A 15,885-nucleotide genomic window follows, 5' to 3' on the forward strand; every position below is an offset into this window, starting at 1 on the left:
TCTTCAATCCTAGGGCTCACTTATATTGGAGCTACCAGACCAACTCGCCGCGAATAAACGCCCCCGCCTCAGGTGAGGTGGGGGCGGTAAAAAAGTCGCGGGCAGGGGTGTGTTCAAGTAGTTCGCCGTTGTGCAAAAACACCACGTCATTGGCTAAGCGATGTGCTTGGTGCAAGTCGTGAGTGGTCATAACGATACGTGTACCGCTGTGATGAAACTCCAGTACGGCATCTTCAACGGCCTTGATGGCGGCGGGGTCGAGCGCCGAGGTGGGTTCGTCTAAAAACAGAACTTGGGGATTGAGCAGCCAGGCCCGTGCCAACGCTAAACGCTGCTGCTCGCCACCGGAAAGCACCCGCGCAGGCCGTTTGGCTAGGTGTGCTAAGCCAAACTTCTCAAGGGCACTCATCGCCTGGGTTTTTCGAGGTAACGCTTTCAGTTCTGGTCGCGCCACTTTATTGATGGCTAGCACATAGGTCAGGTTATCCAGCGCTGAGCGGCGTAACAGCACAGGGCGTTGGAAAACCATGGCTTGCGCGGGCTGAACCCCTTGCCAGCGAACCGAACCGCTGGAGGGCGTTAGTAGGCCGTGAGCTAGACGCATTAATAGGCTTTTGCCCGCACCGTTCGGCCCCATTATTAGCGTTCGCTGGCAGCCTGCAAGGCGCATCGATGTGGGACTAAGCAGGGTATGGCCGCGATGGATAAAGCTCACGCTGTCGAGCTCAAGGGTGGCGACGGGGGGCGTATGATGTGCGTTCATCCCAGCCGCCTTTTCGCCGTTTCGCCGATTATGTGGGCAATCGCGTTAATCATGGTGACCAGGGCGAGCAGAATGATCCCTAAGCCAAGGGCCATAGGCAGGTTGCCCTTGCTGGTTTCCAACACAATGCTGGTGGTCATCACGCGGGTGACGCCGTCGATGTTCCCGCCCACAATCATCACTGCGCCCACTTCGGCGCTGGCGCGGCCAAAGCCTGCCAGGATCACCGTTAACAGCCCAAAGCGTGCGTCCCATAGCAGGGTGGGGATCATGCGTAGGCGCGTTAGCCCCAGTGAGTTCAACTGCTCGGCATACTCTCCGTGAAGCGCTTCAACCTGCTGGCGGGTGAGGGCGGCAATAATGGGTAGTACCAGAATCACTTGGGCTATCACCATCGCTGTTGGCGTAAACAGCAGCCCCCATTCACCCAGTGGGCCTGCGCGCGAAAGCAGTAGGTAGACACAAAGCCCTGCCACGACTGGCGGTAAGCCCATCAAGGCATTGAGGGCGACAATCACGACGTTACGTCCAGGAAAGCGCCATAGCGCCAGAGCAGCGCCTAAGGGCAGGGCTATCAGGCTGGCAATCAATACCGCCATCAGCGATACCTGCAGCGAGAGCATCACGATGGAGATTAGCGCGCTATCCATACTCAGGATCAGGGTGAGAGCAGTACTAAAAGCATTATCACTGGTGAGCATTGAGCGTCGGTTTCACTTTTGTATGAAGAGCTGTTGTAGGAAAACTGTTATCTGAGAATTGGCATGATGTATCGAAAAATGACTTAATGCACTGCGTCCTGAAATTTATGCAGTCATATGCAGTTAAAATACAAAAGAGGTTTGCATTTTACCCAGCGAGGCTACCTTGCGATGTCTGAACCACATACTTACCTGACCACCGCAGAAGTCGCTGACTATTTGCGTTTAAAAGAGCGCAAGGTGTATGACTTGGTGCGCCAAGGCCAGATTCCCTGTAGTCGGGTAACGGGAAAGTTGCTGTTTCCCCGCCAACAGATCGATTTATGGGTGCTGAACCATTTAGAAGGCGATCAGGCGCAGCGTTTATCAGTGCCGCTAGTAGCAGCCGGTAGCCAGGATCCACTGTTGGAGTGGGCTATTCGGGAAAGCGGCTCTGATTTGGCGATGCTCTGCCAAGGCAGTGGCGACGGCGTGCGGCGGTTGCTTGACGGCAAGGCGATGTTGGCGGGCATTCATCTGCTGGATGCTTCTACTCAGCGCTATAACGAACCCAGCGCGCTCGGCTTAAGCGGCATGCGTGATCTGTTGATAGTGCACTGGGCAAAGCGCCGCCAAGGGCTGCTTTTACCCGCTGGCAACCCGATGAGCATCTCTGGGCTAAATGATTTAAAACGGCCCGGGATCCGCGTGGCGCATCGCCAGCCCGACGCTGGAGCAGCACGGTTGCTGCACTGTTTGCTACAACAAGCAGGCATTGAAAGCTCGGCGATCAACTGGGCGCCCCATGCCTCCTTAAGTGAAGATGATTTGGCGCTTAGCATTGGGCAGGGTGAGGCAGATGTTGGGCTGGGGGTTGAAGCCGCCGCCCATCGCCAGCACCTTGGCTTCGTTACACTTTGCGATGAGCCGTTTGATTTAATTATGCAGCGGCGCAGTTATTTCGAACCTTCAATACAGCGCCTGTTGGCGTTTGCTCATCAAGCGCGTTTTGCCGAGAGGGCAACACAGTTAGGAGGTTATGATATTGCTGAACTAGGAAGGATTGTGCATAACGCCTAGCGCGCTATTCGCTAACCTGCGGCGTCAGTAGGAGAGCTTGACCCTGATTCAATATACGCCACACTAGTGGGGCGTTACTAACGCAAATCATCACGAAAAGGAGAGCATGATGAAACAAGCACTAAACGGTAAGCGTGTTGCTATTTTAGCCGCAGCTGGTTTTGAAGAGTCTGAGCTGAGCGTACCGCGCGCCGCCTTACAGAAAGAGGGTGTTGAGGTTCATGTGGTCACCCCCGACGGTAAAGGAGTCCGCGCTTGGGCGGAAACCGACTGGGGCGACACCTATGAAGCCGATAAAGCCCTTGCTGATGCCAGTGAGTCTGACTACCACGCCTTGGTACTGCCGGGTGGTTTATTCAACCCCGATGAACTGCGCATCAACGACGATGCGTTGAGTTTCGTAAGAGGGTTTTTCCAGGCAGGTAAGCCTGTTGCTGCTATTTGCCATGCGCCGTGGATTTTAATTAATGCGGGCGTGGTTGAAGGCCGCCGCATGACCTCGGTACACAGCGTCGCGCAAGATTTACGCAATGCCGGCGTTGAGTGGGTCGATGAGCCAGTTGTTGTGGACAGCGGTCTTGTGACCAGCCGTACGCCGAAGGACTTGGATGCCTTTAACGCCAAGTTACTCGAAGAGCTGCAGGAAGGGCGTCACTCCGGTCAACACGCTTGATGAGCGTATTGCGTCAGTGGACAAGCTTTATCAAAAGGCTTGTCCACGTTATTGCCAAACCTATCAAAGGAGACAGTAGCCGCGGCGGAATGGTGGTTCATCCTTACCGCGGCTATGGTTCCCAACGTGAAGTTTTTGTCATGGGCCGGGTGTTTCGCCAAGCCGCACTAGGTCGAGCCATTCCTCGCCATGGCATGCTACGCGATACTGCGGACGTGGCACGGCGCGTTTTACGCCGGGGGCTGGCCGATGCGCAGGTAGAAATTCACATCGGCGAAAATAAGCTCTGCGTCGGCACGGATCGAGATGGCTATTTCGACGTCCACTTACCGATTAGTCACACCCTGCCCATTGATGTCTCCTGGCACCGCGCCGATATTTTAGTGCATTGCTCGGGGCAGACGCCGGTACGTACTCACGTAGAAGTTTATGTACCTCCGTCAGAGGCGGATTTGCTGATCATCAGTGATATTGATGATACCGTTATGTTTACCGGGGTGGCGGAAAAGCTCAAAATGCTTTATCGCTTATTTGTTAAAAAACCTCATCGCCGCACCGCTTTCCCCGGTGTTGCGCCGCTTTATCAAGCTTTACATCGTGGCGTTAGTGAACGCGCTGAGCGGCCCATTTTGTATGTATCCCGTGGCCCTTGGGCGATATACGAAATGCTCGAAACCTTTTTTCAGATCAACCGCATCCCCGTTGGGCCGATTATCTTTTTACGCGAATGGGGCATCTCTTTGCGCAAGCCTTGGCCGCGCCGTGCAGAAGAGCATAAGCGCGAACTGATCGACCGTATGTTGACGCTTTATAATGATATGCCGTGTATTCTCATTGGCGATAGCGGTCAACACGATCCAGAAGTGTATACCGAGATAGTGAAAGCCTACCCAGATCGGATTAAAGCGATTTATATTCGTCAAGTGGATAAAAACCCCAGGCGCGAGCAGGCGATCCAGCGGTTGCGGGATGAGTTGGCCGGCACCCAGTGTGATTTAGTGCTCGCCGCAGATAGCGTGCTGATTGCCGAACACGCCCACGCCCAGGGCGATATCTCTGCCCACGGCTTAGCGGCAGTACAGCGCGAAGTTGAGGAGCACCGCAACGATCCCGCATAACGCTGTTGCCAAGTCAGTCCCCATGGTAAAAGTACGCTACGAAGAAGTGTGTTTAACGACGGTTATTTGTAGATAGGGGCTGCCATGGTTGTTGTGCTGATCATTTTTGCGCTGGCAGTATTTGTGCTCCCCAATGTTTGGGCCAAGTGGGTACTTAAACGCCATACCCGCGGCCGTGACGATTACCCGGGCACGGGTGCAGAGCTTGCCGATCATTTGCTGCGCCGACTGGGGATTGAGGGCGCAAGCGTTGAGCGCACTGAGTATGGTGACCATTATGACCCAGAAACCCGCTGCGTACGTCTTTCACCGGATAACTACGATGGGCGTTCGCTAACGGCCGTCACGGTGGCTGCCCATGAAGTAGGGCACGCCATTCAGCATCACCAGGGTTACGCGCCGCTACTGGCGCGTAGCCGCTTAGTCGGCGTTGCCCAAAAAGCTGAGAAACTCGGCGCTGTACTGATGATGGCTGCACCTTTTCTGTTTTTATTGACGCGTCTGCCGGGTGGTTTAGCCATTGTAATTGCCATGGCGGTGATCAGCTTTGGCACCGCGGCGCTGGTGCATTTTGTGACCCTGCCAGTTGAGTTTGATGCCAGCTTTAACCGGGCGCTGCCGCTCTTGAAAGAGTACGTCCCGCCTTACGATATGCCCGGTGCCCGGCACGTACTCACCGCCTGCGCGTTTACCTACGTGGCCGCCTCGCTGGCCAGTGTTATGAACCTGGGGCGCTGGCTGGTGATTTTGCGGCGGTGAGCGTGTATTGAAGCTGTGTTTTCAGTGCCACTAAGTGTCTATGCATAATTTTTCGTGCATTAAAGGTTATAAAAAAATCAGTAGCTTACTAGATATTTATACCTGATTTACTTTTGCATAGGCACTTAGTTAATACCTATTGTCTGTCTTTATTGCTTTGTGGCGCGCAGTAGAATATAGGGTTTTGTGTCCTGTAGAGTGCGGAATTCACTCGTATGAACTGGCAACTGCGAATTGTCAAATGGTAGATTACGCTCTGTGGTTAGTGAAAGCCCCGCTGCGGCGAATGTATTTCGATATGTGGATAAACCCCATTGTTTGTCGACAATCTCTAATGGTTGCTGCCTTCCCGGTATCGTGAGGTAGACTGGGCGATTATCTCCGTCTTGATAGGAAATACCATGCTCTCCATTGCGGTAGGTCGGATAATCGACTCCGGTGGTTTGAGGATGAGTGTCGAGGATGTAATAGGAGCCGCCAGGTTTAAGTACGCGCATTACTTCCGTAGTGATGCGTACTAGTTCACGTCTTTCGGGAATGTTAATAAACAGAAAACAACTAATGACAGCTTCAAAACTGTTATCAGGAAATGGCAAATTTGGACCATGGATTTGCTCAAAGCGAAGACGGTTAGTGCCTGCGGATATTGCTTTTTCAATCATTGTTGGAGAGATGTCAACACCGGTGACATAGTCGAATCCGTCGTCTCTTAATCTTCTGGACACTTTGCCGCTGCCACAGCCGTAGTCCAATACACTAATTCCCTTGCCATAAGAGCAGGTTAACTCCGCGATGAGTGGTTGATAGCCAAAAGCATTCTCCACCCAATCATCATAAGCGTCAAAAAGCTCGGCGATATTTTGTTCAGTCCAATTAGTATTCATAAAAATAAATCCCCTAATATTTGCTCATGTATGAATGCTTGTACTATCCCCAGCGATTAATAAGAAACGGTTGATAGTAGGGGTTAATTATCTCTAACGCCTTTTGAGGCAGCGCATTCCCTATCTTGATTTGGCGATAGATCCAGAACAACATCAGCACATCTCGCCAATACGTCGTTAGGTTAAGATTAGCCATATCATTAAACGTCAACAAGCCGCTACGGATCTCTGACTCATATTCCAATAGTTTGCGTATGGTCGTCGGGGAGGTGCCAATTGGCATTAAAGGTACTGTGCCTAGCTGGGGTATAGTTTCATTACTATTCAAAAGTTCAAGCGCACGCTCATGTGTGCTTTCATAGACGTGAATAGAACCAACTTGATGTGTGTAGTGACCGATTTTGCAGCCTATGCGGGCAGCAATATACTCTTGCAAGAAAGTAAAAGAGAAAATATCGTTCAGCATGCCAACGTAGGCATCATTTGCACGCATATAGCTGACCATGTTCAACTTTTCTTCGCGGAGTAGCAACTGAAGACCCAAGGTACATGAAACGTCGATATTGCGTCGATAAAGATCTTCTTCCGCACTAAATATTTGAAGGACAGCGCGCTTACTGTCGGGATCGTCATTTTTAAGGATATCAATCACTCGTTCGATTTGATCGAGCGTGTCTGCACCAAAGTTTTTAAGACGAGCTCCGTAACCAGTACCAGGTAAGCTTATACCATCTGGGCTGTAGCGTTGCATTGAAGGGGCGTACCAGGAAATAAATGCTAAGTCGTTTTTACCTGATAAATACCATAACGCTTCTGCATAATTAAAAACAATATTTTGTTTGCGTATTTTGCTTAGACAAAAACGATCAGGAGGATTGTCGAGTCGGATATTGAAGCCAATGAGTTCTCGCTCTTTATTTCCTCTAGGTGAGTTAACATATTCATATTCAAAGCAGATTTTATGCAGTGTATCTCTGTAGAGGCTGGTGAAATTCGTATAATGTTTGTGCATCATTATATTCATCTCTTTCGGTGGACAAAGAGGCGTATTTTGCTGATACGAATGATGGCGAGTAGTTTAAAAAGCTGAATTGGAGCTGTGAATCGCGTTTGATTTTTCTTTGACGATCAAACTGTGCAAATTAAAGGCTTTCACGACAGTATCTGCGACGTGATCAGCTAAGGCTTCATTGAAGTTGAGTTTTCCGTTTATAACTTTCGCCCAGCGGCAGTCCGCAGCATCATCACCAGGCCGTAGCTCGCCATCAACGTAGTGACATAAAAGGGCAACCAAGGCGAAGTGGTGGTGACTTCCCTCTGGGTCATATCCGATTACTTCTACTACATCAATTAACGGTCCTACCAATGCTGTGATACCGGTTTCCTCCATTAATTCGCGCTTTGCTGCACAATGTAGGCTTTCTCCCGGTTCCACTGATCCTCCGGGGAAGCCCCAAGTGCCCCGTTGAGGTTCTTTACTGCGTTGGACGAGGAGAACTTCATTATTACGCAGAGTTACGGCGATTGCTGCCAAGCGTGGCTTGGCAAGTACGGAGTTCAGGCGGTTTTTATCAGACGTGTTAAAAGGGGAGGTACTACTGAGCGTAGATGCGTTAGCGGGCGTTGAGTTACCTTGCGACACGATACACTCCTGCATTGAGATTCGGATAATACAGGCGTAGGTGTCAAAACAGGTTCATATATGGTTTATGTCCGTTCCTACGCCGGTATCAGCCGGATCAGGTTCAAAGGGTTTGGATAACTCCATCTCAGCCTGAATAACAGGCACCCCTCGGAAAAGTTACTGTTACTATGAGTTTTAGTATAAGTCAATATTTGGGGGGCAATTCAATGCGGCGGCTTGGCGGACGCCGGGCGGTTTTGACACCTTCTTCGCACACTTGGCTAACGGCTAACGGCTAACGGCTAACGGCTAACGGCTAACGGCTAATTGGCCCGGCTTATTCGCCAAAATCACCGCCCGCCGCGGTGCAGGGTAGCCTTCAATGGTGCGGGTGCGGTCGTTGGGGTCGAGAAAATCAGCCAACGATTGGTAGGTCATCCACTCCGTCGAGCGCTGCTCGTCTAACGTGGTAACGGCTTCATCGACCACGCGCACGTTGGTAAAGCCGCAGCGCTCCAGCCAGTGGCAGAGTGCTTGAGAAGAGGGCAGGAAGTAGACGTTGGGCATGGCGGCGTAACGTTCGCCGGGCACAAATACGGTCTGCTCGTCGCCTTCGACTACCAGGGTTTCTAGCACCAGCTCGCCGCCCGGAACTAACGCGGCTTTTAGCTGCTGAAGATGTTCCAACGGGGCAGGGCGATGGTAGAGCACGCCCATGGAAAATACCGTATCGAAAAAGCCCAGGTTCTCCGGCACATCTTCTATACCCACTGGTAAAAACTGCGTTCTGCCGTCATCGGTATCGCCGACGAAGTGGCGTACCGCCTGAAATTGCCAGTAGAAGCGCGGCGAAGGGTCAATTACTAATACGAAAGCAGCCCCTGCCCCAGCCATCCGCCAGGCGTGGTAACCGCTGCCACCCCCCACGTCGAGTACCTTACGGTATTTTAGCGGCGCCAAGTGGGGAGCCACTCTCTGCCACTTCCAGTCCGAGCGCCACTCGGTATCAATATGAATGCCACCCAGTTGAAAAGGGCCCTTTCGCCAGGGGGCGAGTTTTCTTAGCAGGTTAAAACACTGGCGCTGCTGGCTATCGCTAAGATCGAGATCAACGCTGACGGTGTCGCTGTTTAAATCCACGCGCCGCTCAGCGGGCAGCGCCGGAAGCTTGGCCACGGCTTTTTCCCAGGCGGATAAATCGCCGTGGCGGTTACGGTCAAGCCCGTGAGCTAACTGCTCGGGTAGCTTCGCTAGCCAGGGCGTTAGCGAGGCATCAAGCGTGGCTTGATCTAAAAACGCCTGATAAATTGCGCGATGATCGTCGGGTAGTGGCGCCACCTTTAACCCTCCTTAAACGCAATCAGCGAGGCAAAGTTAAGGTACTGGAACCAGGTCATCGAACGTGGAAAACCTGCTTGTTTCAAACGACCATGAAGTGCATCGAGGGTATCCGGCACCAGTACGTTCTCAAGAGCGGTGCGCTTCTGGCTGATTTCCAGATCACTGTAGCCATTGGCGCGCTTGAAATCGTGGTAGCGTTCTACCCGCCAGGCGTTGTCGCGCTCGTCGGCGTCGACGGTTTTCTCCGAGAGAATCAGCACGCCGCCGGGTTCCAGCGCTGCATAAAGCCGCGCCAGTAGTGCATCGCGGTCGGCGGCGGGTAGAAACTGTAGGGTAAAATTGAGAATGATCATGCCCGAAGATGCATACTCGAGGGTACGAATGTCGGCTTCTTCGACCTGCATAGCGTACGCTGGGCACTCGTCAGCAAAGGTTTGCCGAGCCTGGGCGACCATGGCGGGCGATAGGTCAACGCCCGTATAGCGAAAGGCGTCAGGCGCCAGCGCCCCTGCCAGCGCAAGGCCGGAAGCGCCCAGAGAGCAGCCCAAATCATAGACATGGGCGCCATGGCGCAGGTGGCGCTGGGCAATTAAGCTCAACATGCCGAGAATTTGCCCGTAGCCGGGTACCGATCGGCGGATCATGTCAGGAAAGCAAGCGACCACCTTTTCGTCGAAAGAGAACCGCGCGACTCGGTCAAGGGGTGTCGAAAAGATAGCGTCACGGTAAGATGCATCACTCATGGGCAAGCCGGGATCATGGAAAAGGCGTGCTAGTTTACGCGCCCTTAATTGACTAGAACAGGCCTGTCTAGCACAGACTCGTTTAGAACAGCCCTGTTTAAGGTTATTAACCTGTTTAATGAACCCCGCTGCAAGGATCGACGCCACTGGAGAAGCTAAATGGCCTCAGCATCAAGCGCTACACCCGATACGTTACCGGCATGGCAGACGTTAAAGCATCACGCTGAAACGCTGCAGCACGTTCACTTGAAAACGCTGTTTGGCACCGAGCCTTCCCGGTGGGAGAGCTTTACTCGCCAGGTGGCGGGCTTGACGCTGGATCTTTCCAAGCAGCGCTGGGATGACGATACGCTCGAGCATCTGTTTACGCTGGCCAGTGAAGCGGGCGTACCCTCTGCCATTGAGGCGCTGTTGAGCGGTAAGCGAGTGAACGTCAGCGAAAACCGCCCGGCGTTACATACGGCGCTGCGTTTACCCGCCGATGCGACGCTTGAGGTTGAGGGGGAAGATATCGTCGCTGCCGTGCATGAAAGCCTTGCCCAAATGGAGCGCTTGGTCAGCCGGCTGCACGCAGGGCAGTGGCGTGGTGCCACCGGCAAGCCGATTCGGCATGTGGTTAACCTGGGTGTTGGCGGTTCAGATCTAGGCCCACTAATGGTCACCCATGCCTTGGCAGATTTCCGACCCAAAGATATTCATCCGGTTGAGGTGCATTTTGCCTCCACCATGGATGGCTCCCAGTTAGCGGACTATCTGAGCCGGTTGAATCCTGAAACCACTATCTTTGTGTTGTCATCCAAGTCGTTCACCACCATTGATACACTTTCCAACGCTAACACCGCACGGGAGTGGTTACTTAGCCGCTTGACCCAGCATGGTGCGACGCCGATTAGCGCTGAGTTGGTGGTGCGTCAGCACTTTATTGGTGTGTCGGCGAGCCCTGAGAAAATGACCGAGTGGGGCATTGCTGACGATCATCAATTAACCTTCTGGGAGTGGGTAGGCGGGCGCTACTCGCTATGGGGCACCATTGGTTTACCCATTGCGCTGGTGGTTGGGATGGCGAATTTCCGCGAGTTTTTAGCCGGTGCGCACGCCATGGATCGCCATTTTGCTGAGGCAGAAATGGCGGAGAACCTGCCCGTGCTGCTGGCGTTAGCGGGAATCTGGAATGTCAACTTCCTGGATATCCGTGCGCACTCCATTCTGCCCTACGATGGGCGCTTGGAGTATTTCGCCGCCTATCTTGAACAGCTTGAGATGGAGTCCAACGGCAAGTCGGTTACCCGTCAAGGCCAGCCGATTAACTACTCCACCTGCCCTGTGCTCTGGGGGCAGCTTGGCCCCAACGCCCAGCATGCGTTTTATCAGCTATTGCATCAGGGCACTCAACCGGTGGTGTGTGATTTTATCGCGCCGCTCAAGCGCTACGATGAGGTGGAAGATCCAGATACCCGCCGCCACCTTAAAACCCAGCATCGCCTGGCACTGGCCAACTGTTTTGCGCAGTCCCGCGTATTAATGCTTGGTGATGACGCTTTGGAAGACGACGGCCCACGGCCAGAGCACAAGCGTTATCGGGGTAACCAGCCCTCGACGACGGTGCTGCTTGACCAGCTCACTCCAGCGACCCTGGGTTCGCTTATCGCCCTTTACGAGCACAAAGTCTTTGTTCAGGCGGTGATTTGGGATATCAACCCGTTCGATCAGTGGGGCGTTGAGCTAGGCAAACAGATTGCCACGGATACCCAAAAAATTATCGACCATGAGGGAGATCTATCGCGGATGGATGCTTCCAGTAAGGGATTGATTGAAGCATTTTGGGCGGCTGAGCAGGAGTGAGCGGTGCAATTTTGTCGCTAGTATATTGTGAGCACATACAGAAAGGGCGCCGTGGATAAGTCGTAGAGGGGGTCATTTGCCATGGCCGGAATATGTTCCATACAATTCCGGCATTTCCGCCGTCCATGGCGGGCAGATGGCAAATGTAGCGCCCAGGGATGGGGTTACAGCGCCCCCTCGTAGACTTATCGACGGGGAAGCCCTTTCCGCTTTGCCATTGATAAGCATGGCTAGATATACAGCTTTTTGCTTTTCCGCTATCCTGTGCCTCTTTGCAAGTCGGCAATGACACTTTTCAGCATTTGATATGGCTGCCAGTACGATTTTTCAGGGAACCGACGTTACATGACCCAGTTTGATGCCTCTCAGTACGGCGCGAGTTCCATCGAAGTCCTGTCGGGCCTCGAGCCGGTACGTAAGCGTCCCGGTATGTATACCGACACCACACGCCCCAACCACCTTGCTCAAGAAGTGATTGATAACAGCGTCGATGAAGCGCTAGCGGGCCACGCCACCATGATTAACGTCGTGCTGCATAGCGACGGCGGGATTGAGGTGCAGGATAATGGCCGTGGTATGCCCATCGACCTACACCCTGAACACGGTGTTTCGGGCGTTGAACTGATATTTACCAAATTGCACTCGGGTGGCAAATTCTCCTCCACTAGCTACCGCTTCTCCGGCGGCCTACACGGGGTAGGTGTCTCGGTGGTTAATGCGCTATCGCGCCGGTTGGATGTCGAAGTTACCCGGGATGGGGCACGCCATGCCATGGCCTTCGAGTTCGGTGAGAAAGTCGAAGAGCTGCATGAAATTGGTAAAGCCCCCAAGCGGGCAAGTGGCACTTTGGTGCGTTTCTGGCCGGATGAGAGCTACTTCGATAGCCCCAAGTTAGCGCTAACCCGGTTGAAACACCTGCTGCGTGCCAAAGCGGTGCTGTGTCCCGGCTTGAAAGTCACGCTGGTAGAACCTGACGGCACTTCCACAGAGTGGGAGTTCGCCGATGGTTTGCGCGACTACTTAGTTGAAGCCACCGATGGTTATGAAGTACTGCCCAAGGAGCCTTTTGTAGGCCACTTCAATGACGACGAGCACGGTGTCGATTGGGCGATTCAATGGCTACCAGAAGGCGGCGAAGCGCTGCTGGAGAGCTACGTTAACCTTATTCCCACCCCTCAGGGCGGTACCCATGTAAACGGCTTTCGTTCCGGGCTGCTGGACGCGCTGCGGGAATTCTGCGAATACCGCAACTTGTTGCCCCGCGGCATCAAACTCACCGCTGATGACCTTTGGGAGCGCACCTCCTTTGTGCTCTCAGTGAAGATGCTCGACCCGCAGTTTGCCGGGCAAACCAAAGAGCGGCTGTCATCGCGCACGATTGCCGGTTTTGTTTCCGGCGTGGTTAAAGATGCTTTCTCGCTATGGCTGAACCACCATGTGGATCAAGCCGAAGCGATTGCCGAGCTGGTCATCAGCGCGGCGCAAAATCGCCAGAAAAAAGCCAAAAAAGTCGCCCGTAAAAAGGTCACGTCCGGCCCGGCCTTGCCCGGTAAGCTAGCGGACTGCTCCGGCCAAGACCCTGCCCAGAGTGAGCTGTTTTTGGTCGAAGGGGACTCCGCTGGCGGCAGTGCCAAGCAGGCGCGTAACCGCGAGACCCAGGCGATACTGCCCCTGCGCGGTAAGATCCTGAATACCTGGGAAGTGGAAACCCACGATATCTACGGTTCCCAGGAGGTGCACGATATCGCCGTCGCCATTGGCGCTGACCCCGGCAGCGCCGATCTGGAAAAGCTGCGCTATCACAAGATCTGTATTCTCGCCGATGCCGACTCCGATGGCTTGCACATTGCCACGCTACTGTGCGCGCTGTTTGTACGCCATTTTCCGAGCCTGGTAGACGCAGGCCATGTGTATGTCGCCATGCCACCTCTTTACCGTATCGATCTGGGTAAAGAAGTGCACTACGCCCTGGATGAGAGCGAAAAAGCCGCCATTCTCAAGCAACTGGCCAATAAGCGTGGCACACCTAATGTGCAGCGCTTTAAAGGTCTGGGTGAGATGAGCCCGCTACAGCTACGTGAAACCACCATGTCGACGGAAACCCGTCGCCTTGTGCAACTGACGTTGACCGTCGGCGACGGCACCATGGAAATGATGGATATGCTGCTGGCCAAGAAGCGTGCCGGTGATCGCAAAAAATGGCTGGAAGATTACGGCAATCTTGCCGATATCGAAGTGTAGGTAAAAGCAGACAAGCGTTAACAAGCCGTTGTTACAGTAACGCGTACTTTAGCCGATAGTTGGATGTAGAGCTTACATACTAAAAAGACGTAATAAACGTACATTCATACATAAGGGGAAGGCTTTTGTTTAACACGATATCTCGACAGTTAACGCTGTCTGCATTCGTACTCATGCTTCTGATGGCGGCCAGCATTTACGGCGTAATGGCGTGGCGAGGTCAGCCGTTGGTTATCGATGCGAGCCAGTCATTGATAGAGCGTACGGGGGGCTCGATTGTCAATGCGCTCAATGGTCAATTAGCCCGGGTCGAAGGCAATACATCGAGCTTGGCGGCTTTGGCCGAATCGCTGCCGCGTGAAGAAGCCATTTACCTTGAAGCCTTGCCTAATGTCGTTGATGACAACGGCAATGCAACGGTGGCGGGCGGCGGTATTTGGCCGGAGCCCGGCGCATTTTCCTCAGGTGTCGAGCGCTTTAGCTTTTTCTGGGCACGCAACGCCCAGGGCGAGCTGGAGTTTTTGGATGACTATAACGCAAGCGATATTGCCGCCTATCATGATGAGGCATGGTACAGCAGTGCTCGTGATGCGACCCCTGGGCAGTGTGTTTGGTCTGCTGCTTATCGCGATCCGGCGACCGGTGTCGCGATGGTGACCTGTAGTGTGCCTTATTACCTCAATAATGACTTTGCCGGTGTGGCCACCATTGATATGCAGTTAAACGGTGTTGCTGAGTTTCTCGCCGAAAATGGTGGTGGAACGGGCGGCTATGCCTTTGTACTGGATAAAGATCACAACGTGATTGACCTACCGGGCGTTGAGCAGGCGTCGGATGAAATGCGCGGCCTGGGCGATTTAGTGGGGGATATGCCTTGGCTTCAGCCCGTTGTAGAGGCCGTTGAGGCTGGCCGTGATGAGGCCAATGTAGAAAGTGCGGGCGTATTGGACGAGCCTGCGGCAGTGCGTTTGTTTGATATGCCAGACACTGGCTGGACACTCGGCTTGGTAACGCCTAGCGAACAGGTAACGGCCTTGGCGCGCACCTTAACGCGTGATTTATTGATGTTTATTTTACCGCTGTTGGCGCTGCTGCTCGCGCTAGGCTGGTGGGGTGGGCGTATCTTGTTACGTCAGATTCGCAGCACTACTGGGCAGATTGATCAACTGGGCCAGGGCGGTTCCAGTCGTGAACTGACCATTTATCGCGATGATGAAATCGGCGAGCTACGCGGTGCTGTGAATCGCTACGCGGAGAAGTTGCAGCGCCTGTTTGGTGATGTGCGTGGCGTAGCGGATGCCATTGCCAGTGAATCGACGGAAATTGCCGCGGGCAATACCGAGCTTTCTAGCCGCACTGAGCAGCAAGCGGCTTCTCTGCAAGAGACTTCTTCTACGATGGAAGAGATGGCCGCTACGGTGAAGCGCAATGCTGACAACGCTCAAGAGGCGGATCAGCGAGCGAAAGAGTCAGCAGAAAAAGTGAAACAAGGTGGAGAGCAGGTATCACGGCTGGCGCAATCCATGGAGGCTATCAACGCAAGCTCTACTGAGGTCTCTTCGATAGTCGATGTGATTGAAAACATTGCCTTCCAAACCAATATTTTAGCGTTAAATGCCTCTGTAGAGGCGGCGCGAGCCGGTGAACATGGGCGTGGCTTTGCCGTAGTGGCCAGCGAAGTACGTGAGCTGGCGTCGCGTAGCGCTGCTTCTGCCAGAAACATTAATGGGCTGATTAAAACCACCTCAGAGCAGATTGCCACCGGTAGTGGCTATGCTCAAGCAGCTGAATCCGCCATGAAAGATATCGTGGTGGCGATTGAAGAGGTTACTGCACGTATTAGCGAAATCAGCCAAGCGTCTGGCGAGCAGACCAACGGTATTGATGAGATCAACCGGGCGGTCACGCAAATGGATACGGTGACGCAGCAAAATGCCGGGTTGGTTAGCGAAGCGGCGAGTGCTGCCAATGAGCTGTCATTACAGGCTCAGCGCTTAAAAGGGCTGTTAGACGAGTTTCACGGTAGTTCTCAAGAAGCGTCATCTACGGCAGCGCTATCCAATGCATCAAACGAAAGGTATCAATTAACATAGCGAGCCATGTTAAGTGGCCGCGTGTCCGCTTATCAGCCGCCCCA

General features: G+C 53.4%; 14 protein-coding genes and 1 riboswitch. Of the genes, 7 read left to right on the forward strand and 7 right to left on the reverse strand.

Features of this window, described 5'->3' with window-relative positions; genetic code table 11:
* Nucleotides 1–31: 31 nt before the first annotated feature.
* Together HALTITAN_RS15980 and HALTITAN_RS15985 are read right to left on the reverse strand one after the other, a co-directional pair.
* Nucleotides 32–763 carry an ATP-binding cassette domain-containing protein gene (locus HALTITAN_RS15980; protein WP_039859750.1) on the reverse strand — a complete coding sequence of 244 codons (732 nt, stop codon included), beginning with the start codon at nt 761–763 and terminating at the stop codon, nt 32–34.
* On the reverse strand, nt 760–1,464 hold the full coding sequence (locus HALTITAN_RS15985) for an ABC transporter permease (protein ID WP_009287726.1): 705 nt from the start codon (nt 1,462–1,464) through the stop codon (nt 760–762). The genes HALTITAN_RS15980 and HALTITAN_RS15985 overlap by 4 nt, the downstream gene beginning before the upstream one ends.
* Nucleotides 1,465–1,635: 171 nt before the next feature.
* Between HALTITAN_RS15985 and HALTITAN_RS15990 the strand changes: the two genes are divergently transcribed.
* The 4 genes from HALTITAN_RS15990 (at nt 1,636) to HALTITAN_RS16005 (ending at nt 5,073) form a co-directional block, all read left to right on the forward strand.
* A complete protein-coding gene (locus tag HALTITAN_RS15990) occupies nt 1,636–2,523 on the forward strand; it encodes a helix-turn-helix transcriptional regulator (protein WP_027959030.1) in 888 nt (295 codons plus the stop codon).
* Nucleotides 2,524–2,632: 109 nt separating this feature from the next.
* Nucleotides 2,633–3,196 carry a type 1 glutamine amidotransferase domain-containing protein gene (locus HALTITAN_RS15995; RefSeq protein ID WP_027959031.1) on the forward strand — a complete coding sequence of 188 codons (564 nt, stop codon included), beginning with the start codon at nt 2,633–2,635 and terminating at the stop codon, nt 3,194–3,196.
* Nucleotides 3,197–3,285: 89 nt separating this feature from the next.
* Nucleotides 3,286–4,314: an App1 family protein phosphatidate phosphatase gene (locus HALTITAN_RS16000; protein ID WP_101148379.1), complete on the forward strand. Its 1,029-nt coding sequence runs from the start codon at nt 3,286–3,288 to the stop codon at nt 4,312–4,314.
* An 84-nt stretch (nt 4,315–4,398) separates the two neighbouring features.
* Nucleotides 4,399–5,073, forward strand: a complete 675-nt coding sequence (locus tag HALTITAN_RS16005) for a zinc metallopeptidase (protein WP_009287730.1) — start codon at nt 4,399–4,401, stop codon at nt 5,071–5,073.
* A 149-nt stretch (nt 5,074–5,222) separates the two neighbouring features.
* Here the strand turns inward: HALTITAN_RS16005 and HALTITAN_RS16010 are convergent, their stop codons facing one another.
* The 5 genes from HALTITAN_RS16010 to cmoA all read right to left on the reverse strand — a co-directional run bounded on the left by HALTITAN_RS16010 (nt 5,223) and on the right by cmoA (nt 9,665).
* Nucleotides 5,223–5,957, reverse strand: a complete 735-nt coding sequence (locus tag HALTITAN_RS16010) for a class I SAM-dependent methyltransferase (protein ID WP_009287731.1) — start codon at nt 5,955–5,957, stop codon at nt 5,223–5,225.
* Between the two features lie 43 nt (nt 5,958–6,000).
* Nucleotides 6,001–6,972: a thymidylate synthase gene (locus HALTITAN_RS16015; protein ID WP_201764697.1), complete on the reverse strand. Its 972-nt coding sequence runs from the start codon at nt 6,970–6,972 to the stop codon at nt 6,001–6,003.
* 63 nt (nt 6,973–7,035) lie between these two features.
* The gene (locus HALTITAN_RS16020; protein ID WP_022524007.1) at nt 7,036–7,599 is read right to left on the reverse strand and encodes an NUDIX hydrolase; all 564 of its coding nucleotides are present in this window, start codon (nt 7,597–7,599) and stop codon (nt 7,036–7,038) included.
* A 57-nt stretch (nt 7,600–7,656) separates the two neighbouring features.
* Nucleotides 7,657–7,760, reverse strand: a riboswitch (TPP riboswitch).
* A 130-nt stretch (nt 7,761–7,890) separates the two neighbouring features.
* Nucleotides 7,891–8,919 (reverse strand): tRNA 5-methoxyuridine(34)/uridine 5-oxyacetic acid(34) synthase CmoB, encoded by a 1,029-nt coding sequence (gene cmoB, locus HALTITAN_RS16025; RefSeq protein WP_039859752.1) that lies wholly within the window; start codon nt 8,917–8,919, stop codon nt 7,891–7,893.
* 2 nt (nt 8,920–8,921) lie between these two features.
* Nucleotides 8,922–9,665, reverse strand: a complete 744-nt coding sequence (gene cmoA, locus HALTITAN_RS16030) for a carboxy-S-adenosyl-L-methionine synthase CmoA (protein WP_022524005.1) — start codon at nt 9,663–9,665, stop codon at nt 8,922–8,924.
* Nucleotides 9,666–9,824: 159 nt separating this feature from the next.
* Here cmoA and pgi point away from each other — a divergent pair, with 159 nt between their 5' ends.
* From pgi to HALTITAN_RS16045, 3 genes are all read left to right on the forward strand, one after another.
* Nucleotides 9,825–11,507: a glucose-6-phosphate isomerase gene (gene pgi, locus HALTITAN_RS16035; RefSeq protein WP_009287734.1), complete on the forward strand. Its 1,683-nt coding sequence runs from the start codon at nt 9,825–9,827 to the stop codon at nt 11,505–11,507.
* 345 nt (nt 11,508–11,852) lie between these two features.
* Entirely contained in the window at nt 11,853–13,748 is a 1,896-nt protein-coding gene (gene parE / locus HALTITAN_RS16040; protein ID WP_009287735.1) for a DNA topoisomerase IV subunit B, read from the forward strand.
* A 125-nt stretch (nt 13,749–13,873) separates the two neighbouring features.
* Nucleotides 13,874–15,841 carry a methyl-accepting chemotaxis protein gene (locus HALTITAN_RS16045; RefSeq protein ID WP_009287736.1) on the forward strand — a complete coding sequence of 656 codons (1,968 nt, stop codon included), beginning with the start codon at nt 13,874–13,876 and terminating at the stop codon, nt 15,839–15,841.
* Nucleotides 15,842–15,885 lie beyond the last annotated feature (44 nt).

Source organism: Vreelandella titanicae BH1 (genome assembly GCF_000336575.1).
Classification (GTDB): Bacteria; Pseudomonadota; Gammaproteobacteria; order Pseudomonadales; family Halomonadaceae; genus Vreelandella; species Vreelandella titanicae.